The organism is Enterobacter cloacae complex sp. 382A5 (genome assembly GCF_050031095.1).
Classification (GTDB): Bacteria; Pseudomonadota; Gammaproteobacteria; order Enterobacterales; family Enterobacteriaceae; genus Enterobacter; species Enterobacter cloacae.
Map to the genome: position 1 here is coordinate 1 of NZ_JBLGVK010000003.1, position 20,817 is coordinate 20,817.

Below are 20,817 nucleotides of genomic sequence, written 5' to 3' on the forward strand. Positions count from 1 at the left end.
GTTACCGATGCAAGAACAGGGGAGTTTCATGAAATGCCTGTTTAGGAGTGATTAAAGGTAACTTGTGCGCAGAAGGTCAGGTGTGTGGTGGTTAGTACAGACTAGTGAATGTTGTAACTAAACTATATTTTTATTAAAGGCCGGAGGTGGTGTTCCTCCGGCCTTAATTACGTTTCCGTGTTCATTAGTCGATGAACTGGCGGATCAGTTCCAGAATGGCAATCAGCGCGTTTGCAAGCGCCGCTACCGCCCTCAGAACGATGATTAACAGGTTAATCATCCGTTTTCTCCATAAATGGAGTAAAGACACCGTGGCTTGCTCTTACACTGCCTGTCACCACGGCTTCTCTTCGTCTTGTCAGTTGTAGAGAGTCTCACTCCTGCCAGAGCACAGATAACCAGCACCACCTGTATTACCTGTCAGGACTTTGAACCTGTTCATGCCGCATTTAGCGGAATGCAGGGAGAGACTCACCACAGAGCTAACCCTCTGATTATACGTTTATCTAACGTTCAGGCAAACCGTTAACGCACAGTCACTGCCCGTCATATTGCATAATCAGGCTTCACGGATTATCATACTATTGTCAGTTGTAGAGAGTTTCCCTTCCGGGCTGAGTTACCAGCTCGCACCGGAACCGTAAAAAAGCCGACCTCACCAGTCGGTTTTTTTACGTCTGCGGTTTCCCGCTTCGTTTAAATCTATTTTAAATGAATAAATTGTTCTGCGGCAAACCCAACAACATAAGGACGTTAGGGTTGATGGTTGCCGAAATCGCGGTGCGTTACGTGAATTCTGAGGTTTTGCGAGGGGGATTGGGCGCGAGAATTTACGAGAGAGCGCCGGAACAATGCCGGGATCACAAACCATCACCCGTGAAAGAAATCTTCCGGCATTGCCCGGTCAGGTAGTATGACATTCATTGTCAACGGCCATCAATTTATAAGCTGCTTTGCACTTCATAAAAGATCACCACCAGGGCTGCTAAAACAGTACCGATAGCCAGCACGTTAAAAAGTACGTCCTTCATCTTTACGAACGACATACTGATTTGCGTCCTTTCCCTTTTGTCAGCCTTCTCTATCATCCAGCGTTGGTATGAATCACTGTTACTTTTTCTGTCCATGTTCCCCCCAATTCATCAATGAGCACCAGGCGGCCACCAGGCTTCTTGCCAACAAAGTAACGGCCTCGCGGCAGACGTTCGCCAGTCTTCAGCCGTTCGATCCAGTCCTGAAATGCAGGGCGCGGTTTATAGCTGTAGCGGCCAAAATCAGCTAAAGACTGCGTGACCATGACTGTTTGGCAGCCATGCTTTCTCATATCACGAAACGTATTTTCCAGTGCAGCCAGTGTATTCATTTGCACGTTCTCTCTGCTTTTCCCATGAAGATATTAACGACACTCAAAACTAACACCGTTGGCATGATCACGGCAGCATAGCCGACAGCAACGGCCTGATATATGGTCAATGAGTAGTCGGGCTGTTTATACAATACGACTGAAAAAATGCTCCCCAAACAAGCAAGCAGAGTTAAAAACAAGTAATCGACAAATCTGTTTTTATAGATAACCCATGCAACGATGCAGGGATATGACACCAGGCACAGGATAATCGCATTTGTGGTATGCACGTTTCGCTCCTTGTTATTTAAGGGTTGTCAGCCAGATCAAACAGATTGTTCAGGCTGGAACGGAATTGTTTTACCGATGATACCAGCTCCTGACTCCGCGCTTTTTCCTGCGCCAGTTCACGCCGTAGCTGCGCCATCTCGTCTCTGTTACGCTGAAGCTCAAGGATAGCCGTCATAAAGGTTTTGCTGGCTGATGCCTGTCCGGTCGCTTCCTGCGCCTTTTTAATGGCCTGATCTTCGTCGTCATTCGTTCTGATTGTGTAATGCCCCATGATACCCCTCTTTTGCTGTCATTTTTGCGCTGCCGGCGCGAACCCGGGAAGAAACTTTGCTGGCAAAAAACACTGGCCAACAGATGTGACCGGGAAAATTTGCTGGCAATTAATTTTCGATGAAAGCCAGCTCGCAATCGCCGCATTCAATATTCAGTCCGGCTTTGCCCCACACGGCAGCGCCACACCCGCGACACTGATATTTAACTTTATTTCGTTTTGGCTTGTCCTCAAATGCTGCAACTGACAAATCATTGTCATTGCTCCCGGCCATATCATCTGAATGGCTCCCGTTCTGCGGTGATACTGACGGCAGCAGAGCCATAGAAAGCACCGCTTCTATATCAATCCCGGCCTCAGCATTTTGATGCGCCAGAGCAAGCGTTTCGCGCCATTGCTCTATTACGGCGGTCATATCTTTTTGTTGTTCGACCTGGACAGGGAAGCGATCAAACCAGCTCAAAGCAAATTGCCCCTGGAACAGTTCCAGTGTGACGCGCTGGAAGCGGCCACCAGGGATCGGATAGTCATTAATCTTCTGGCCGACTTTCGCACCACCAGGTCTCCCGGTGGAGGAGGGCATAAGTCCGATACTTTCCATTTTTGCCGCCCACTGCGCATTGTGGTACGTCTTACGCGACGGGTTGCCGTAGTGGTACTGCCACATATGGCACTGCTCATGAACCAGCGTTTGCATGACTTCAATAAGCGGGTACACCGGGAAGTATTCAGGATTGAGGGCGATTTCATCAATCATCCTGCCGCTGCCGTCAGCAGCAACAAAGCGCCTGTAACTGAAATAGCCCATTGTGTTCTTGCCGCGCTGGAACGTAATCAGACAGTCAGGGAGTTCGCCGTCAAAAAGGCGCTGGTTATAGAAATCAAACGCCTGTTGTAGCTCGCTGTAAGCGCGTTCCGTGGCTCTTGTCATGCTGAAGTTCGCTTAGCGGCGTTCCGATATTCCTGTAACTCTGCAACAATAGCAGGGAACACATCAGCGCAACGCTGTGCCAGCTTAACCGCCTTTGAACAAACGCCCATACCATGTGCTCTTTTGAGCGCCTCCAACAAATCTACCAGTTCCTCGTCAGTGATTTTTTCAGTCATCTATTAAGCTTCTCCATTATCTGTATCGTACGATACAGATAATATAAACCACACCTTTGATAGCGGCAATCTTTTTTGCTGGCAATTTCACGCCCAGGGCGGGCATCGAGCGGGTAATATTGCTGGCAAAAATCAACGGCCAAACCGGCTGCAGGAAACTGGTTTGCTGGCAAGCGTGATTTACTGCTGGGCTTGACACCTTGCCATTGTATGACGCTTGTTTTAGTGTCAAATGAACAACCAGCGCGAGAAGAATATAGGAAGCAAAAGCAATGGATATCAAACCTAACTCAGTGATCCACCTGGAGCCAGGCGAAACATTACCCGGCTATACCAATCTGAAACCCGTACCTGATAAGTATTTCGATGAGTTAAAGGCACTCATAAATAAACTCAATACTCAATCCGGTAATATTTACCTCAAGTTAAAACAGATGTACGCCTTTTTGGATCGTTTTAACAAAGAATTTGTGAGCACGTTTACCTCCTGTCAAAAGGGGTGCTCTTCGTGCTGTAAAATGGATGTTCATTTAACCGCGCTTGAGGCAACACATATTGCACAAGCAAGTAAACTTACTGCCAGAGACAACCCGCTTACGACCGGGCATGAGTCAAAATGTCCGTTTTTGTCTGAGAAGGGAACATGCTCAATCTACAATTACCGCCCGCTGTTATGCAGGACATATCATGTACTCACTCCGCCGGAGATGTGTAATGACCTGGATGCACAAGTCATGCAGTATGGTTCTCAAAGCGCGAACATGGGAAATCACATCTACAAAACAATAGCAGAGTGGATCTATTTTCAGACGTATCACTGCACTGGTAAGTTAGAAACCAAAGATATCAGAGACTACTTCCCTTATCCCCGCGAAGATATCCAAAGATTTCTTCACCATAACCCCCCGCGCCCTTTTTGCTAAAAAAAAGCCTCTGACGCAGTGTCAGAGGCTTGTTAGATTACTGTTCGTCACCAGCAGTGCTGGAAGCATCTTTTTTGATGAGAAACTCATCAAGAGAACGGCCAGCTTTTAACGCTTCGTCGATTGGTTTTGGTGTCCGGCCACGACCAGACCAGTATTTCGTTTCGCCGTTTTCATCAAACTGATATTTAGGCGGCGCTTTTGGCAACGTCTTTTTGCGTGTTTTTTGCGCATCTTCGGACAGGCCAAGCAGTTCTTCCGGTGAAAAACCTTCTCCGGCAATCAACTGGAGCAGTTCCTGGCGCTTTCTTTCGCGCTCTGCGCGTTCTGCTGCCTCACGCTCTGCTTCTTCACGACGTTCTTCGATCACGGCGTTAAGCTTTTCCTGCATTTCCAGCAGTTGTTCAAAGCTGGTTTCTCGCGCAAAAACACGAACAGAGCGAATATTCAGGAGTAGCTTTTTTGTTGCGTCAAACGTTTCATTTTCACTCATCGAGTTAATCCTTATTTTTTACTGAACTGAAACCCAAGTTTACCCGTAGTTTTATCCTGCAAAACAATTGCAGCGTCAAACTTTTTCCCGGTTTTATTACTGGTAAAGCCTTTAATCTCTCCGGTTTTACCTTTTTTGATTAATGTCTCAACCTGATTTTGTGTCAGTTTTTTTCCTGACACTTCAGACCAGATTTTAAACTCGCACCCGGAACAGAAAAAGCCTTTAGGCCGGATAATAATTTCTTTACTGCATGAAGGGCAGGGGGCTTCGAGCCGGGACATGGAACCTTCTGATCTGGATTTTGCTTCCATATCCGGTTTGCCGTCTTTGTCCGGGAATGTTGTCTTGCATTCAGGGTAGCAGGAGCATCCCCAGAAAAAGCCATTTTGCCCCTTACGCTTACGCAGGAAACCGTTGTTACAAACCGGGCAGGGCGTGGCATTTGAAGAAATCGAAATTCCGTTCCTGTCCAGCTCGTCGATTAACCCCTGGACGTACTCATCATTTTCCTTAATAAACTCCTCAACTGTCAGCTCTCCGGCTTTGATCTGAGACTGCTTTTCAGCCCACAGAGCGGAGATATCCGGTTTAGTGATTTCAGGAGGCAGTGCAGCGCAAAACTCCTGGCCTTGTTTTGTGGTTTTCCATACCAGCTCCGAATACCCCTTTTCTTTTTCGATGGAGATAAGCCCGGTATTTGCCGCCAGTTTCTCAAGAATACCCGCGCGGGTGGCTTCCGTTCCGATACTGCCACGATCACTGCTGCCCTCGTCTTTCGCTTCCAGCGCCTTTCTGAGAGCCGGATCATCAATGAATTTTGCCGCACTCGTCATGGCGGCCAGTAACGTTGACTCTGTGAAATAGCGAGGTGGTGTAGTCTTTTTCTTGTCCACGTCTGCCGATTCACACAGGCCGCTGTCATTAAATTTCAGCAATGAAAGGTCAAAACCGTCCGTTCCGGCATCTTCGGTTTCGTCCTCGTCATCACTATCCTTACCCAGCGCTTCCCAGCCCTTTTGTACCAGAACGCTCTGTGTGGCCGTAAAGGTATCCCCCTTAATATCAAAGTGGATTTTCGTCTTGTTGCGGATCGCATCCGGGTAGAACAGCCCGATAAAGTAGACGGACACCAGGTTATAAACGTTCCGCTCTTTTTCATTAAGCTGAATACCGGCTCCGCTTTTTGTCGTCGGGATGATGGCGTGGTGCGCCTCAATCTTACTGGCATTAAAGGCTTTGTGTTTCTGGCCTTTATCCATATCTACGATCGCAGACGCCAGTTCGGGTACGGTGGCCGCTATAGCAGTGGCAATATCTCCGGCCTGGTAATAATGCTCATCTGAAAGATAGCGATTGTCAGAACGTGGATAGGTCAGAAGCTTGTGAGTTTCATACAGCCCCTGCATCACATCGAGCGTATCTTTTGCAGAATAACCAAATCGCTTTGCGCAGAGCTGCTGAAGCGTGGAAAGGTTAAGCGGAAGCGGAGGCTTGCTATTTTCCGGCTTTGTCGTCGCGATAGTAACAATAGCATCCTTACCCGTAACACGTCCGGCAATATGCGCGGCCTGAGCTTCGGAGATCAGGCGTTTTTTCTCGTCTATCTGATCGTCGTCTGTTGTCTGATATTTCGCCTTAATCTGATGCCCGTTCATCGACAGACTGGCGAATACATCGTAATAAAAGCTTTCTGTGTGATTCTGGTTCGCCAGCGTGCGCATGTTCACCAGACCAAGAACGGCACTTTGTACCCGGCCAACGTTCAGAACGCCGTCATAGCCCTTCTCACGGCCTTTTAATGTACATCCCCGCGTCATGTTATAGCCAAAACCCTGATCGCACAGGGAACGCGCCAGGGCGCTTAACGTCATACCGCGAAATTTATCGTTAGGTTGTAAATTCGACAGTGATTTTTGCACTGGCGCAAGGTTGAGGTCGGCAACAAGCAGTCGCTGGACGGGTTTCTTGTTTCCGGCATAACCCAGAATCTCATCAACCAGCAAACATCCTTCATCATCGGGGTCGCCTGAATGAACGATGCTGTCGGCTTTATCGATAAGAGACAAAATAATGCGGGTCTGTGCTTCTGATTCAGGCTTGATTTTATATTTTGGCGGATAAACCGCTTTAATGGGTAAATCACTATAACGCCAGTTGGAATATTTGTCGTCATAATCCTGTGGGTCGTAAAGCTCCAGCATATGACCATAACACCAGGTAACGACATCAGAACCGTGTTCAAAATAGCCGTTTTTCTTTTCTGTATTGGGATTTCCGCCCAGTCCTTCAAAAATAGCCTTTGCTAAAGACGGTTTTTCTGCAATAAAAAGTCTCATTAATCAATCCTCAAGGTAACTTGAATAGTCAGGCTGCGCACCATTCTTTTTAAAGATTTCTTCCCTTTCCTCTATGTCTTCTTCTGCCTCCTGCACACTAAGGTCAAGGGTTCCTTTCAAAAAGGCACGCGCATTCTTGATTACATCTACTGTTAATTCGTTTTTTGTTCCGCGAATCATGCCAATAGCAATATTTATTATCTCCTTTATTTCAGCAGGAGTCGTTCTGTCCAGCACCGCGCCAAGTTCTTTAAGGTCAATATTTATATCGTCTGGTAAGTACATTTTGGCACAAGCGGCAGCGGCTTTAGTCCGAAAAGCACCTACAGATATGATTCTGTCAATTCTGCCAGGGCGTTTTCTGATGCGCGGATCAATCCGGTTAGGATAGTTCGTTGAAAAAATAACATATGTCCCGGCAAGATTTCGCGGTGTATCAGCCCCATCAAGAAAACTTAACGTTCCGGCATCAGCCCGATAAAGTTCATCAACCTCTTCAGCTATTATGATAACGGGTATTTTCTTTTGAGCTGCGGCATAGCAAACATCTTTAAAGTAATCATCAGCATAAACAAATACATATTTATCCTGATATTTTGCCCCCAAAGCTTTTGCGATAGTCGTTTTCCCTGTGCCCGGAGGACCAGTAAAAAGCACTTTTCGCATTCCTGACTGACCATAACGGGTGTAGAAATCAATATCCGAAAAGAACTGATTAAAGTCATTCTCCAGCTCATTAAACTTTGGATGAACAGAAAAACGTAAAGCGTTTTCTATTTCTTCCTTCCTTGCCTTACCGTGATAATAAACGCCGTCGTAACACCCGATTTTCCAGATACCTTTACGGGGTAAAGAGCGGTTTAATTTAGCGCGTCCAGCTTCGCAAAGATTATGAAGCATCGACATACTTTTGGTTGTGCCAACTGCGTACTCCATTCTGACTTTAGAGTTAAGAATGAAGCGAATAATATGAACCACTTCATTTTGACCAAGATGAATCCGGTATGCTCCCGAACCATCTTTAAACATAAGCTTTTTAATCCTCCCGGCTTTAGCCATAACAGGGCTACTTCCCGTATGAACGACGGTTGAAGCAACGGGTTCGATATCAAGATTCGAATAAATTTTACGATTCTTTCTGTTTATAAAAATCTCTGCCACTTTAGGATAGTAATCACAATCCTTTACGACAGTACCAAAATTATCTTCACCGTAATATTCTTTATGGAGCCGTAAAGCCTGCTCTACCAGAGTTAATTTACCCATATGCGCACCATGTATATTAAAAACCGTGACGTTGCCTGAAGATTTTCTTCAGGCAGAGGAGGGGTTGGACAAGCGAAGCGCGTCAGTTTTGTTTATGACGCCACTCCCACGGAGGAACGGGATTACTGTCAGCCCACAGGCCGCGCTTCTGTGTCTGAGCTTCCCGTTGCAGAGCCGGTAATGAGTTATCGGTGTTGTACCTGTCATAAACCCATGCAGCCCCTTTTAGCACTTGCTGGCGGTTAGCCTCAGTGCCGTTCGCTGTCACCACTCGTCCCAGGACTCGCCCGTAGCGATCTGTTTGCGTATAAGAGACGGTAACTGATTGCCCTGCCAGCAGGGCTTTAAGTTGATTGGTTGACCAGCGACCAAAGGGTTGTTTTTTTTCCGGTGCATCGATATTTATCAATCGGACTCGAATCGGAACTTCATACACAACAATTTTCGCGGGTAGTGTTTTAACTTCGATGGTATCTCCATCGAGAACGCGAATAACTTTCCCCTGAATCTGAGCAGCACACAATGTAGCTGGCAACAGGGCAACAGCAAAGGAAAGAACATTAAAAAAATGTCTCATTGCTTTCTTCCCTCCCATATTGCTGAGAGTCTTTTAAAAATGGATAAAACGACGACTAAAGCCACTGCGATAACAGCCAACGAAGGAAGTACATAGCTGTATAACTCAACCATGAAATTAATAAACTCAATGAGCGATTGCGGCTTTAAGGAAGCATCCCACAAAACGATAACAAAACGATAAAGCCCATAGACAATTGCCGGAAACCAGACCATAAACAACAAAATTTCAGTAAAAACAGAAGCGACCGATTTGACACTATCGATAATTTCAATTCCGGCAATTCTCACACTTCTTGCATCAGGTACGTTAATAATTTTCATCCTCCCACCCCTGTAAAAAATGTTCGCAAGTTCCAGTCTCAAACCTGAAACTTGCGTATTCACATCAGAATTAAATCAAACAGAATTAAAAGTTTTTCAATCGGCCAAAGCTTGAAATAATTTTACTTACTGTACCTGCATCAGCCGCAGGACATTCATTTAGTTTTTTCTTTCTGGCATCTGCCGTGTGATCGGGTAAAAAACCATGTTTATTCTTTTTCCTGATTGACATAAAACTTTTATACATCGGGTCACATTCTGCCGGACTACTTCCGTCAAGTTTTCCGGCAAGGCATAACACCATTGCACATGGATCGTTCGGGTCGGCCTTTTCCTCAGCATGAGCAGTTCCGGCAGCGAACGCACAAAGCAGCACTGCCGTGGTTACGGTCTTTTTCATATACACCTCATGGATAACGGGCAACTAACGCCCTGCGGTTGTTCAACCCCGGCTCAATAAAATTACAAGAATTTTATTAATCCGGCGTTATCGTGATAAATAAACACTGGTAGTCCGGCAAGAAAAACAGTTCATTTTATAACGATACTGTATGACACCGTTTGCACCGTTCGCCCTCAACCAGTTTTTAGCTGTGAAAAAGTCTGTTCCGTTACTGGTTTCAACAATCACTGAATCAGAATGTGCAACAGAATAAAAAACAGCATCATCGTAAAGGCGGTTTTCAGGCCTGAAATTATGGATAACCTTAACCCACGATGAATTAACCTTGTCTGATTTAATAACTGAGTATGTCGGTTGCCAGTCCATTAATTGTGTATTCACCGTTTCAGGATTCTGTTCCCAGTCAACCTGTGGTGGTTCAGGCGGAGAGGAACAGGCAGAGAGAAAAAGGACACTGACCATTAACATTTTTTTCATAGTAAAACCTCTGACTCCAGCTCACCGACGGAGAGCATTTTTTCTTTAGAAGGATATTTAAGCCCTTTAACACCCAATACTTTTTTAGTCTTATTCAGAGAGGCGGTTAACTCGGTAAGTTTGGGGCTTACCATCATCAGCCTGTCCATAAAATACGGGTCGAGGAAGTAGAGGGCTTTCTCAGCTTTAACCGGGTTTTCACCTTTAAGAATGATAAATTCTTCTTTAAAATCCAGCGTTCCCAGCTCCTGCGGGAGCACAAGGGCGCGCTGCGCCTCACTTTCTGAACTGCTTTTCGACGTTGAGCGTCCGCTTGTCTTGCTTGAACCTGTCGATTTGGTGGTGATATAGCCCAGCTTTTCCGAAATCTTTTTAGCGTCATCTTCTTCACTGACAGCGTAGATAATCCGGCAGGGATGCGCACTCATCAGCGTTTTGGCACCTTCAACACCATAGATTTCATTAAGCTGACTGATATTCTGGTAAATCGTCAGAAGTTTGAGTTTAAACCCGGCAATATAACCCGAACCTTTTTTAATGATTGGCATGTAACCAATAGACGGAAACTCATCCAGGAACATCAGACAGTCATGTTTCAGTGTCGGGTCAAAGTCAGGGTTTTCTCGTAACGTGACTTCCACAACGAAGTTAAAGAACAGGTTGAGGAAGTCATAGGCCAGGGACATATCTTCAGCATTAACGCCAACATAAACAGTGATATCTTCCCGGCGCAACTGGCGAAGGTCGAAATCATTGCCGTCTGTACATTTGCGAACAGTCGGAAGATAAAACAGACTCATTTTCTTACGAAACGAACCATCAATACTCGAACGTTGTTCGTCTTCGGTTTCGTGATACTCCCTGATTTTGGTCAGGGCATCGCGCAGATGATACAGCGCGTTTTCATCAAGTCCTTTTGTTCCCTCCAGGTCTTCTCGCTTACTGAGTATCAGCTCCCGGTCGATGTTGCTGTACAAATCGACTACAGAACCAATTGAGAAAACAGGTTTAAGCCCGAACTCACCAAGCCAGGAGGGGTCGTAGTTAATAAAGAAATGAAGCAATTTTGCCAGCCCCGTCCAGTACTGCCCCGCGAGGTTATTAAAGTGTGCTTCCGCTCCGGTCAGACCGTAAGACGGGAACAGGATCTCAATCAGCTTCAGCAGGTCTTTAGCCCCGCTCTCTTCTTTTAAATCAATATAGAAAAGCGGGTTAAACTGATGCGTTTTACTGTTGAAAGGGTCAAGAAGATAGACCTTATTACCCAGCAGTTTTTCACGTACCTTACTGGTGATTTTCCACAGTTCCTGTTTTGGATCTAATGCAATCAGGGAATGTTTCCTGACCAGCAGGTTTGGAATACCTATTGCAGCCCCTTTACCTGCGCGGGTTCCTGCGCCAAGTGATACAAAATCTGGTGCGGTATACCACAGGTATTTACCTTTATATGCACCTACAAGAATATCAGTATCGTTTTCTTTCTCCCATTTCAGAAGTTTCGATTTTCTTAAATCATTATCACTGGCAAACTTCGCGTCACCATAAAGAGCAACATCCGTTTTATTCAGTTGCCAGATAATAAAAACAGGCACAATGAGAGACGAAACCATACCTGATAAAAGAGAGGGGATTGCGGTTAACCTGATATCTGTCCGTATATTACTCTCTGTTATTATCCGCCACAGCAGCATGGAATCAAAATTCTTCCATATATAAAGCGGCGTTTTTCCGTTCAGGAAGTAAACAGCAACTGAGCCAGTATAATACGTCACAAGACACATAACCAGACCGATAAAAGCCCACTGGCCTTTATCGGGTAGTTTCAGAGACATAATCACTCCTTCAGCTTTTCAAAGTATTCCTGAAAATGAATATCACGATAGTAAATACCCGATGCAAATCGGTTATCTTCCTCATCGATGTACTTAATACTCATAATCACATCGACGTTGCTTAACACCCTCCGCAATATAATGTTATAAGGCAAATTCTGACATTCAGGGTTCATATAGCACCGTTGAACCAGTCCAAGCACAGCATCTTCAGGGGTGCTCTCATGGACGGTTGTAAGGTTCCCTGCATGGCCGGAACTTGAGCCTTTGAGAAAATCCCAGGCTTCCGCGCCGCGAACCTCAGTCATGAGGATTCTGTCCGGGTTCATACGAAAACCAGAACGTAAAAGAGAAGCGGAACTGACAGTGCTACTTTCCCCTTCTGACGGGTAATACAATTTCACATGATTTTTGTGGAACCTGAACTTTGCTTCATCTGTATCTTCAATTGAAATACATCGTAAATGATGGGGTATGTACTGAAGACAGGCATTTGCAAAGGTGGTTTTACCCGCCCCCGTTCCGGCACAAAATACCATCGTTTTACCCTTAACCAGGCATTCAGGGACAAATTGTTCAAAACAATTATCTTTAAACATTGAAGATAATTCATCTTCTTTATCCCTGAATTTCCCCCCTTGATTTAGCCTTGAGTAAAACCCTTGTTTAACAAAGGTATCATGGTCGATAAACACACTGGACGGCTTACGGATTGTAATAGACACCGTTTCCCGTTCCGTTGCCGGGGGAATAACTATTTGTACACGCTCCCCTCCGGGGAGCGTAACAGAACGTAAGGGATATTCTGGCGTAACCGACCCACCATCATGATAATCAGAAATTGCCCCTGCAAATGACATACAATCTTTAAAATCCATTTTTAATTCATGCTGCTGCCATTTCCCACTCACTTTAACAAACAGTTCATCAGGCCGATTTACCGCGATTTCAGTTAAACCATCGACTTCATTAAGCCAGTGGTGGAAGTATTCATCTATTATTTCATAAACAATATGTCTGTTCTCTGCATCCTTCATAATTCACCTTTTCCTTTAAGATCTTCAATAAAACGCATGACTTCTTCGTAATTAAATCGATGCGTTTTGATTTGTTTCAGTGGTTTGGGGAAAGGAACGCCATTTATTGGTATGCCCTTACGAATATGATGGTATATTTCGCTTTCCCTTATTCCTAACAGCATTGAAAACTCTTTGATATCCAGCGTTATCAAATTACCTCCGGGTACCCACCATTTTTAATTTGTAGATGCTGGAGAAATCCAAATCCTGACCAACGATCAGAGTAATGATTTCCCCCTGGTTTTTATAAAGCGTTGGAGGGATATTTACGCTGTTTGCAAACGCTTCGCGTGCTATATCAGCAAAAGCCTGGCGACTGTTAGCTGTATAGTCGGTCTGATTGTCTTTATTACTTTTAGCCGCTCCACTTGCGGCCTGTGCCACATCGGGGATCATGCCAACCATCATCGCGCCCATAAAGCGATCTGCAAAATGTGTGTCAATCCAGCCTGAAGCCCCGGCCTCACCCAGCGCTCCCGCCGCCTGTGTATCAATCAGCGGAATATCAATGAAAGGTTCCTTACGTGTTCTAAGCTTCGTAGCAGCGATAAACACGGCTCCCTGACCATGATTGAACGTGCCCGTTTTATACATCAGATATGCGGCTGTTCCCTTTTCAATTAGCTTTACATTCCTGTTTGCACTGTATACGTCCTCATTAATCGTACAGACCAGCTTGCCAGCCAGATCAGAAATAAATCGTCTGTCCAGCGAGCACTTAATCGCGGTATTTTCAGGAATGAAAAGGTTAGGGTCATAAGGAACGCGCGTAATTTTAGAAAGCTGCGCGGGTTGCCCTGCATTAACAGGCTGAACCTCTGCCTGTTTGTCACTGCCGTCCCCCTCGTTCCTGGTATTGCTGGCCGTTGATGAGCTACCACCGGAATTTGAGGAAGCAGAGCTGCTCCCCCCATAGGCCACATCCAGCGCACGACTGAAGTTTTGTTGTACTTTTTCCGGTGGCGTTTCCGCTTTGCCGCTGCTTTCCTTCCGTTCTTCCGTCTTAGCCGGTTCTTCCCTGGTGTTGAATGGATCAACATCATCGCTGAGTCCTGTCGCGCGTTTTACTGAACCAGTAGATACCGCATTACTGGCAGGCTTATCATCACCGCTGGACATTGCACGAATAATCGACGGGATATAGTAGACAGACACCCCGGCGGCCAGCAGAAGGAAAGCGGCCACAATAATCACCAGCCCCTTACGCGATTTTTTAAGCTTCTCGATACCCAGGCGTTTTACTGATTTACCGTCATCTTCATCTCCCTTATCCGTTTTATCGTTTTGCTCAATTTCTTTCTGATGCCGTTCCCGTAGTGCCTGTTCAATTTCTACAGCGGTCGGGATTTTATTTTCCTGTTCGCTCACTGGATCACCTCTTTCTCAACGTTCGGGGAAACGGTATCTCCTGCCGGAAGACGGACTTTGCCAAAGCCCCGGTTTTCAACCCCAACAACCTGATTTCCCATACGCAAAACAAAGCGCTGGTCTACAGGAACACCAACAACGGTGAAACTACCGCTGTTTTTGACTACCGGGTTAGTCAGCGTTTCCTGTTCGCCGCTCATAACAAAGACGCTGGGGATTTTCTTCAGGGGGCTGAAGCCAAACCAGGTATAGCGGCCATCGTCATACGCATAATCCGGGCTGATTGACTGGCTGCCGTCAGCTACCCGCTTCCAGTAATCCCAGTTCTTGGGCGACTTCGCATTTTCAAGAGAACGGTTGATTGCCTGCTCCTCCTGCCGCTTGTTAAGAGCCTCAATCCGTTTCTTCTCGATTTCGGCTTGCTCCTTCCGGCGTTCCTGCGGGTACTGGTAATTAACAACAAACGCGATCTTATCCGGCTGCCGGAACGTTCGGGCGTTCAGCTCCATGCTGTAATTACGTTTTGTTGTGCGAACAAACAGGTTTGTTCGCCAGCGTTCCAGGTCGTTTTCAGGATCAAGGGCTACACTGACCACCTCTGAAGACTGGTTGCCATTGTCATCGGTACTGTTCTTCTGTACGGTCTGTTTGACGGGCTTCACTTCGAGATACACCAGGTTATCTTCTTTGTTCACTTCCCAGCCCTGGGGAAAGCCGGTTCTGGCACTGATGACCGTTTCATCCTCGTCAAATACCAGTGTGGTTGTATAGCCAACCGCACTGTTTATGACTGTCGTGTTTTGCGGGTTATAACTGACAATCTGATTACGGGGATCAAAACGGCTGGCTGCTGGCGTAACGGCTGCATGGCAGACGTGCGACACCAACAGAAGCGCCACAATTAGCGCTCCTTTATTCATTTTCATAGTTTTCACCCTTTCACTTCTTTATCGCGTACATAGCTCGTTACAACGAATTTAAGCGGGTTATTGTTTCGGTCACCCGATGCCATTTCGACCTGTGGTTCAATACGGTAGGTCAACCGGACGTTCCAGTATTCATAATCATCCTGGCCTGTCGCGACATTTCGAATGGTTAATTTAAACCGGATATATGCTCCCATATCCTTATCATCGCGCCGGGATGACGGACTGATAATCACGGACGGATTATCCTGAACAGATGCGGTTTTTTCCGCTTTATTATAAATAACCTTTGGTGACTGGTTGCCGTTGATTAAAGCGTTGTAATCCGTCGCCACATTCTCAGCGCTGTATAACAGAACATAATCATAATCATGCTGGAGACTGAAATAGTTATACCCTTCACGACGCTTCACATACTGAGTAATGAAGTATTTCGCCAGCGCTTCATTTTCAGAGAGGTTTTCTTTTTTAACAGAAGTCAGTCTTTCAGCAACGCCAGTGACACCATTAATAAGATAAGCTTCGACAACCGTACTCTTTAACGGTAGCGCTCCATTCAGTGCCAGCAGAGACAACACACCTACGGCAATTCCTGCAATACCACCGAATTTATAAATGCGGTTCATTTTCTCCTGCATCAATACATTTTTCTCTTCAAAAGTAGTTGAAGAGTCTGTTACTTCTTTTTTCTTGTTAAAACCGGGAAGTTTTAATCCTGAGAGTTTAAACCCCATTGCGCATTACCTCTGCTGAATTAACAGGTTCGCTTTTTCCGGATACCGGAGGTTGTTTATGTGACGCCTGGCATCCGACAAGGCAAAGCGTCACGATAGCCGTGATAAGTAGTTTCATAATGTGAGAACCTAAATAGAGGAGTGAATATTTACTGCGGAATACTCAGAGTTGACAGATTTAAATAATAAATCGGTTAACCTCCATATTTCTTTTTCGCCGCATCTATCGCAGCCTGGCGAAGCCTCTTAGCGCCAATATTAACGCCCTGCCCGGTCAGATTCCCCAACTTACCGGATACACCAGGAGACTGGTTGAACCCTCCATCCTGACGGCGAACGCCTTTCCATGCGCCAATCCCTGCATTTTTACCCATACCAAGCAGATTACGCCCCATACGGGAAGCGCCGAACACGCCAGCACCAATCCCCATTGCGGCTGCCCCTTGCATCGCGCCTTCAACACCTACCCCTGCGAGCTGGGAAGCATAGGTTTTGGCTTGCCAGATAATCCAGGCCATAAATGCACCTGCAACCCCGGCCTGAGCACCTGTTGATATCAGATTTAATTCATCTGCGTTAGCTATCGAGATTGTCAGAATGCCATTAAGGAACGTCATTCCCGCTTTAATTGCCAGTCCACAAAACAAGAATATGAAGCATGAGCTAAATATTAACTGAAGCCAGCTATTAAACATCTGCCTTAAAAAACCAAATGAAAGACAAATAATAAACAACGGCGCGGTAATAGTAAGTATCTTAATAGTAACTTCGGCGGCGAGATAAACTATTGAAGTTAGCAATAATGCAATTATCCCTCCAGCATATGTTAATAAAGATGCGATTGCCCCATCTGTTTTCACATACTTCGAAGTATCTTTGGACATAAGATATGCAGCTACCTGCTGAACTTTCTCCCAAAGCTCGTCAACCCATTTCCAAGGATCACCTCCTGCAAATGTTTCCTTCAGCCCATCAATGGCCTGAGTTGCACTATCTAACCACCCCCCCATATTTTTGACAAAAACAAGAATTAACCAGAATCGACATAGATTCCATAAAAAATCCTGCACTGCGGTTTTTTGCTTCCCAACTATTGTGGTATAAGCATACCACAATATATAAATGGAAATACCATACTTACCCAACTGAGACGCTATTGAAGAAAAGTTATCTAACTGACCAGTCAAAGACTGGTCAAGAGTTTTAACAATAACGTCATGAGCGGCCTGGAAATACCTAGAAGTTGCCATAGTGGCTCCTTTTAACTTCCATCTTTACCCAATACATTTTTGAATGCATCTTTATAGTCAACATGCTTAGGATGTAATTGCTTATACCTAAACAAACCTTCCTTAGCGTTTTTACAATTTTCGCTATCACTCCCAGACTTTTTGCATTCAGCTACTTTTTTCGTTGCATCGTCTACGTGAGACTGCCACCAGTCTACAGATTTAACCTCTTCACACCCGGTAAGAAAGAATGTAAGCCCCAACGCCGCAACTAATCCATATTTTTTCAAAATGCCCCCTCAGTTCATTTCATAACTCTGCTGCTCAAATGCTGCCTTATAATCAACAACTGGAGTTTCTTTATTAACAGCCCCTAATTGTTTCTCCTGGAAAGCAGCCTGTAACATTTTCTCCTTGTATTCTGCAAGATCGCGCTGCTTATCGCGATACATTTCATACTGAAATTTGAGCTTGTTAAATTTCAGGCTTGCCAGAGATACAGCGTTTGTCGCGTCCTGCGTGGCTTTCGTGTCCTGGGCGTTCTTCACCTGGTCGATAAGGTCGGCCATTTCCTGATTATCTTCACGCAGTTTACTTTCCAGCTTATTGCCGTACTCGATCCCCGCCAGTTGGGACAGGAACGAGGCTTCACAGCCCCGCACCAGGTCGCCCGTATATCCCAGCCCCTTACAGGTGTTTGTCACCTTATAATCGGCCAGTAGTGATCTGGCTTGCTCAGACAGGGTGGCTTCCGGGTTCTTAATGTAATCATCAATGAAGGAGTTCCCCTGGTCGTAAATATTCTCCAGCTCCTTACTGACAGATTGCGCAGACTGCACCAGTCCCTGAACATCACGAATGCCCGTTTTGGTCAGCAGCTCCTGCTTATAGGCATTAATCTGTTTCTGGTAGTGGTTCACGGTGTCCTGCCACTGTTTGAGGCGTTCTGTCCAGCGCTGCGCTTCGACAGCCCATTCAGGGTTTGCATCAATGGCAACGGGAACACCAGCCTGAGCACCAGAAATAACCGTAACAGAGGCGATAAGTGCCGCAACGATATGCTTTTTCATAGGGATTCCTTAAATCAGGTTTGCACGTTCCAGATAGGTATCAAGCCACTCTTCCGGCTTCATACCCTCTTTCCAGATTTCATCGAACAGTTCAAGCTGGGGTTTCGATGCGCTGAGAACCGGTAGGTAATACGCCGCTTTTCCCAAATCCAGTCTTGCGAAAGCCGCAAAATCATCACTTTCCCCCTTCCTCTGTGGGTTTTTGACGACCAGGAACTGACGAGATAACGGGTCAATGGCTTTAATTTTGTCAAAATAAAGTTCTCTCACTTCCAACTCGTCTACGTACTCACTACGTTTCGCTTTGGGGTTCGCCAGATAAATATGTGTTGCGCACTGCTCACGAACGGCAGCCGCGATAGGTGATTTAATTAGTTCATCCGGCGATTGTGTCGCTACGACAAGCACCATATCCAGCTTACGCGCGGTTTTGAGTTTGTTATAAACAAAATCTCTGAACGCTTCGTTGTTAATCCATTGCCAGAACTCATCCATGTAGATAAGGAGTCGGCGGCCATCAGCCAGCATGGTGACACGGTAGATGAGATAGAATGAAGCGGCGCTGGAAAGTACTTTGTTATCCAGAAACTCCGTTCCGTCTATACCGAAAACGTCCAGGTTGTCCACATCAAACGTATCGTCCGGGTTATCAAACACCCAGCCAAATTCCCCTCCCTGCACCCAGGCATTCAGGCGTGCTTTAAGCCCATGCCGCCGGGTTTCAGTATCATCAGGCTCCAGAATGAGTGGTCGCAACTTACTGATCGGATAAGAGCGGTTTGACCTCTGCATCAGGCGCTCAACGGCATCAGAAATCAGGCGGTTCTGGTAATCATCAAGCGGCTCACTGTTAAGCGTACAAAGTAGCCTCACCAGGTCTTTCATAAAGGAAATATTTCGTTTGGTTGGTGGCAAAGCCGCAGGGTTCCAGCCAGTCGGCTCTCCTTCTTTCACCCGAAAGTAAGCACCTCCCATTGAACGTATACCGGGTTCCGCTGCCCGATCTTTGTCGAAAAATACTGTAGTTAACTTCTTTAATTTCCTCTCAGGTGGAAAAGACTCCGGCGTTCCGAACTGCTGGGCGGCGAAAGCCTTAGTCATCATCACTACCGTTTTACCCACGTTTGACGTACCAAGAATTTCGGTATGCCCCAGCGTGGGGTTTTTACCGAAGTAATTTTGATGCTCGGTAGTCATGTGATAGTTCAGGTTATAAATATCATTTCCTGAGCCGCCCAGGGTGATAAGGTTGTTACCCCAGGTATTTCCTTTCTCCTTGCCCGTAAAGAAATTATGGAAGCTTTCCATTTCGGCAAAGTTCAGACTGCTGATAGAACTCAGGCGTGGCCGTAACGTGTAGTTACCAGGTAACTGAGCAAAATACGCTGCGCCAAGACTCAAGGTTGAATAGGTTACGATCAGCCCTAAATCCTCCAGGGTCGTCGTTACAATATTGGTGTCCTTCACCAGACGCTCCGGCGAATCTGCGTAAACAATCAGTGTCTGGTGACTTTTCCCGAAAGAAATATAGCCGCTGGAGACCATATCGAGACCAACTTTCAAATCAGCGAGCAAGGATTTAGCGGCATCATCGGTCATTTCGAGTTTGTCGATCTGATCATCCAGCGCCTTGATTGCAGACTGCTTGTCTATCGGAGTTAAAGAGGAAGTCTGTACATACTCAACCGGGAGATACATCAGTGCATCAAAAATTCCGGCATCCGTTTCCTGAAAGTAGTCCTTGATCTCGATGCAACGAAAGTACCGGGCATGGTCAGAGGCAGTGATTTGTCCAGCATCGTTACCAAAGAACAGGTCTTTACCACCCAGGTATGTATAAAACGGACTATTGGTGACTCTGACTTTCTGCCAGCGCCCGGATAGCAGTTTCTGGAACAGCGTAAGCTGTTCTGAATAAACTATATTATTTTCTTCATATAACCCAAGACGACGGGAATGAAACCGGGAGAGATAGGTGCTCAATCTGCCACATATTTCATTCATATCATTAATGGGTTCTTCGAAGATATTTTTATTACCCTTTTTCCTTGAAAGAAAATGCGTCACTTTATCTTCAGCGCTGAACGGTTTATAGCATACGGTTAAGTATAATTTGTTTTCAAAATACTCAGCCGCCGAAAGCGATTCGTAATAATCGTTCATCACTCTGTTGACGAATGGGATCTTGCTGTCAAATACAGGTCGCACTTCTTTTCTAACCCGAATACGATGCGTATAAAAGGTAACGGGTTTCCCATCAAAACTACGTATCAGCGTATTGAGCTGGTCAGTAAGCAAGGCTAGATCCGCTTCATCTACACATTCAAAATAAGCTCCGTCAATCTGCCAGGTCGCCAGTAGATCATGGTTTCTGGTAACAATGAGGTTATCAGTGATGTGTGATGAATACGGGATTAACTCTTCAAGAGAAGACTGGTCTTTAAGCTTCATAAAATTGTCCACTTTCGATATATCGACTGCGTCGTACGAACTCCCCGCATAATGGACGGCATTGAAGCGCTTGTTTGCCAGAGGATTACCTTTGATTTGCATTCGCAGATAAAGCAGGTCAAAAAAGCGTTCATCTATCTTCGTAACTCGCTTGATGGCATACCAGCCAGGGAGGATGAGGGCATACATAGCCTCATGAATCCAGACACCAAGCAAAACGCAGATAACGCACATTCCAAGAAAGGGGTAGAGCGGAACGCCCAGCCCCCTAATCAAAGCGGGGCGTGTCAGCCCTTTAAAAACGGTACTCATT

24 protein-coding genes are annotated in these 20,817 nt (G+C 45.8%); 1 reads left to right on the top strand and 23 read right to left on the bottom strand.

Features of this window, described 5'->3' with window-relative positions; translation table 11 throughout:
• Nucleotides 1–184: 184 nt before the first annotated feature.
• The 6 genes from dqlB to ACQG2G_RS23090 form a co-directional block, all read right to left on the bottom strand.
• Entirely contained in the window at nucleotides 185–280 is a 96-nt protein-coding gene (gene dqlB / locus ACQG2G_RS23065) for a DinQ-like type I toxin DqlB (protein WP_000609145.1), read from the bottom strand.
• An 804-nt stretch (nucleotides 281–1,084) separates the two neighbouring features.
• Nucleotides 1,085–1,363 (bottom strand): hypothetical protein, encoded by a 279-nt coding sequence (locus tag ACQG2G_RS23070; RefSeq protein ID WP_001093608.1) that lies wholly within the window; start codon nucleotides 1,361–1,363, stop codon nucleotides 1,085–1,087.
• Nucleotides 1,360–1,635: a hypothetical protein gene (locus ACQG2G_RS23075; RefSeq protein WP_000557557.1), complete on the bottom strand. Its 276-nt coding sequence runs from the start codon at nucleotides 1,633–1,635 to the stop codon at nucleotides 1,360–1,362. Before ACQG2G_RS23075 ends, ACQG2G_RS23070 begins: the two co-directional genes overlap by 4 nt.
• A gap of 17 nt (nucleotides 1,636–1,652) precedes the next feature.
• A complete protein-coding gene (locus tag ACQG2G_RS23080; RefSeq protein WP_000510385.1) occupies nucleotides 1,653–1,907 on the bottom strand; it encodes a hypothetical protein in 255 nt (84 codons plus the stop codon).
• Between the two features lie 109 nt (nucleotides 1,908–2,016).
• A complete protein-coding gene (locus ACQG2G_RS23085; protein WP_000196235.1) occupies nucleotides 2,017–2,838 on the bottom strand; it encodes a SprT-like domain-containing protein in 822 nt (273 codons plus the stop codon).
• Nucleotides 2,835–3,014, bottom strand: a complete 180-nt coding sequence (locus ACQG2G_RS23090; protein ID WP_023408316.1) for a hypothetical protein — start codon at nucleotides 3,012–3,014, stop codon at nucleotides 2,835–2,837. Before ACQG2G_RS23090 ends, ACQG2G_RS23085 begins: the two co-directional genes overlap by 4 nt.
• A 272-nt stretch (nucleotides 3,015–3,286) precedes the next feature.
• Between ACQG2G_RS23090 and ACQG2G_RS23095 the strand changes: the two genes are divergently transcribed.
• Nucleotides 3,287–3,937, top strand: a complete 651-nt coding sequence (locus ACQG2G_RS23095; RefSeq protein WP_000351937.1) for a YkgJ family cysteine cluster protein — start codon at nucleotides 3,287–3,289, stop codon at nucleotides 3,935–3,937.
• Between the two features lie 37 nt (nucleotides 3,938–3,974).
• Here ACQG2G_RS23095 and ACQG2G_RS23100 read toward each other — a convergent pair whose 3' ends face one another.
• The 17 genes from ACQG2G_RS23100 to ACQG2G_RS23180 form a co-directional block, all read right to left on the bottom strand.
• Entirely contained in the window at nucleotides 3,975–4,430 is a 456-nt protein-coding gene (locus tag ACQG2G_RS23100) for an H-NS family nucleoid-associated regulatory protein (protein WP_001293458.1), read from the bottom strand.
• Nucleotides 4,431–4,441: 11 nt separating this feature from the next.
• Nucleotides 4,442–6,769, bottom strand: coding sequence for a type IA DNA topoisomerase (gene topB, locus ACQG2G_RS23105; protein ID WP_004199098.1), 2,328 nt, complete (start codon nucleotides 6,767–6,769; stop codon nucleotides 4,442–4,444).
• 3 nt (nucleotides 6,770–6,772) lie between these two features.
• Nucleotides 6,773–8,035, bottom strand: a complete 1,263-nt coding sequence (locus tag ACQG2G_RS23110; RefSeq protein WP_000517490.1) for an AAA family ATPase — start codon at nucleotides 8,033–8,035, stop codon at nucleotides 6,773–6,775.
• 82 nt (nucleotides 8,036–8,117) lie between these two features.
• Entirely contained in the window at nucleotides 8,118–8,612 is a 495-nt protein-coding gene (locus ACQG2G_RS23115) for a thermonuclease family protein (protein WP_001215543.1), read from the bottom strand.
• Nucleotides 8,609–8,935, bottom strand: coding sequence for a hypothetical protein (locus tag ACQG2G_RS23120; RefSeq protein WP_004208538.1), 327 nt, complete (start codon nucleotides 8,933–8,935; stop codon nucleotides 8,609–8,611). Before ACQG2G_RS23120 ends, ACQG2G_RS23115 begins: the two co-directional genes overlap by 4 nt.
• Before the next feature lie 85 nt (nucleotides 8,936–9,020).
• Complete coding sequence (locus ACQG2G_RS23125) at nucleotides 9,021–9,335, bottom strand: TrbM/KikA/MpfK family conjugal transfer protein (RefSeq protein ID WP_000754496.1); 315 nt, start codon at nucleotides 9,333–9,335, stop codon at nucleotides 9,021–9,023.
• 87 nt (nucleotides 9,336–9,422) lie between these two features.
• Complete coding sequence (locus ACQG2G_RS23130; RefSeq protein ID WP_000738524.1) at nucleotides 9,423–9,815, bottom strand: cag pathogenicity island Cag12 family protein; 393 nt, start codon at nucleotides 9,813–9,815, stop codon at nucleotides 9,423–9,425.
• Nucleotides 9,812–11,647, bottom strand: a complete 1,836-nt coding sequence (locus tag ACQG2G_RS23135; protein ID WP_000053822.1) for a type IV secretory system conjugative DNA transfer family protein — start codon at nucleotides 11,645–11,647, stop codon at nucleotides 9,812–9,814. The genes ACQG2G_RS23130 and ACQG2G_RS23135 overlap by 4 nt, the downstream gene beginning before the upstream one ends.
• Before the next feature lie 2 nt (nucleotides 11,648–11,649).
• A complete protein-coding gene (gene virB11, locus ACQG2G_RS23140; RefSeq protein ID WP_000650512.1) occupies nucleotides 11,650–12,684 on the bottom strand; it encodes a P-type DNA transfer ATPase VirB11 in 1,035 nt (344 codons plus the stop codon).
• Nucleotides 12,681–12,878: a DNA-binding protein gene (locus tag ACQG2G_RS23145; RefSeq protein WP_000629109.1), complete on the bottom strand. Its 198-nt coding sequence runs from the start codon at nucleotides 12,876–12,878 to the stop codon at nucleotides 12,681–12,683. Before ACQG2G_RS23145 ends, virB11 begins: the two co-directional genes overlap by 4 nt.
• Before the next feature lies 1 nt (nucleotide 12,879).
• Nucleotides 12,880–14,094 carry a VirB10/TraB/TrbI family type IV secretion system protein gene (virB10, locus tag ACQG2G_RS23150; RefSeq protein ID WP_001295060.1) on the bottom strand — a complete coding sequence of 405 codons (1,215 nt, stop codon included), beginning with the start codon at nucleotides 14,092–14,094 and terminating at the stop codon, nucleotides 12,880–12,882.
• Nucleotides 14,091–15,020 carry a TrbG/VirB9 family P-type conjugative transfer protein gene (locus ACQG2G_RS23155; RefSeq protein WP_000783386.1) on the bottom strand — a complete coding sequence of 310 codons (930 nt, stop codon included), beginning with the start codon at nucleotides 15,018–15,020 and terminating at the stop codon, nucleotides 14,091–14,093. The genes virB10 and ACQG2G_RS23155 overlap by 4 nt, the downstream gene beginning before the upstream one ends.
• A 5-nt stretch (nucleotides 15,021–15,025) precedes the next feature.
• Nucleotides 15,026–15,754, bottom strand: a complete 729-nt coding sequence (locus ACQG2G_RS23160; protein WP_004199085.1) for a virB8 family protein — start codon at nucleotides 15,752–15,754, stop codon at nucleotides 15,026–15,028.
• 194 nt (nucleotides 15,755–15,948) lie between these two features.
• The gene (locus tag ACQG2G_RS23165) at nucleotides 15,949–17,004 is read right to left on the bottom strand and encodes a type IV secretion system protein (protein ID WP_000235886.1); all 1,056 of its coding nucleotides are present in this window, start codon (nucleotides 17,002–17,004) and stop codon (nucleotides 15,949–15,951) included.
• An 11-nt stretch (nucleotides 17,005–17,015) separates the two neighbouring features.
• Nucleotides 17,016–17,273 carry an EexN family lipoprotein gene (locus tag ACQG2G_RS23170; RefSeq protein ID WP_000759841.1) on the bottom strand — a complete coding sequence of 86 codons (258 nt, stop codon included), beginning with the start codon at nucleotides 17,271–17,273 and terminating at the stop codon, nucleotides 17,016–17,018.
• Between the two features lie 9 nt (nucleotides 17,274–17,282).
• Nucleotides 17,283–18,053, bottom strand: a complete 771-nt coding sequence (locus ACQG2G_RS23175; protein WP_000716326.1) for a type IV secretion system protein — start codon at nucleotides 18,051–18,053, stop codon at nucleotides 17,283–17,285.
• Between the two features lie 9 nt (nucleotides 18,054–18,062).
• Nucleotides 18,063–20,816 (bottom strand): VirB3 family type IV secretion system protein, encoded by a 2,754-nt coding sequence (locus ACQG2G_RS23180; RefSeq protein ID WP_015060057.1) that lies wholly within the window; start codon nucleotides 20,814–20,816, stop codon nucleotides 18,063–18,065.
• Between the last annotated feature and the right edge of the window lies 1 nt (nucleotide 20,817).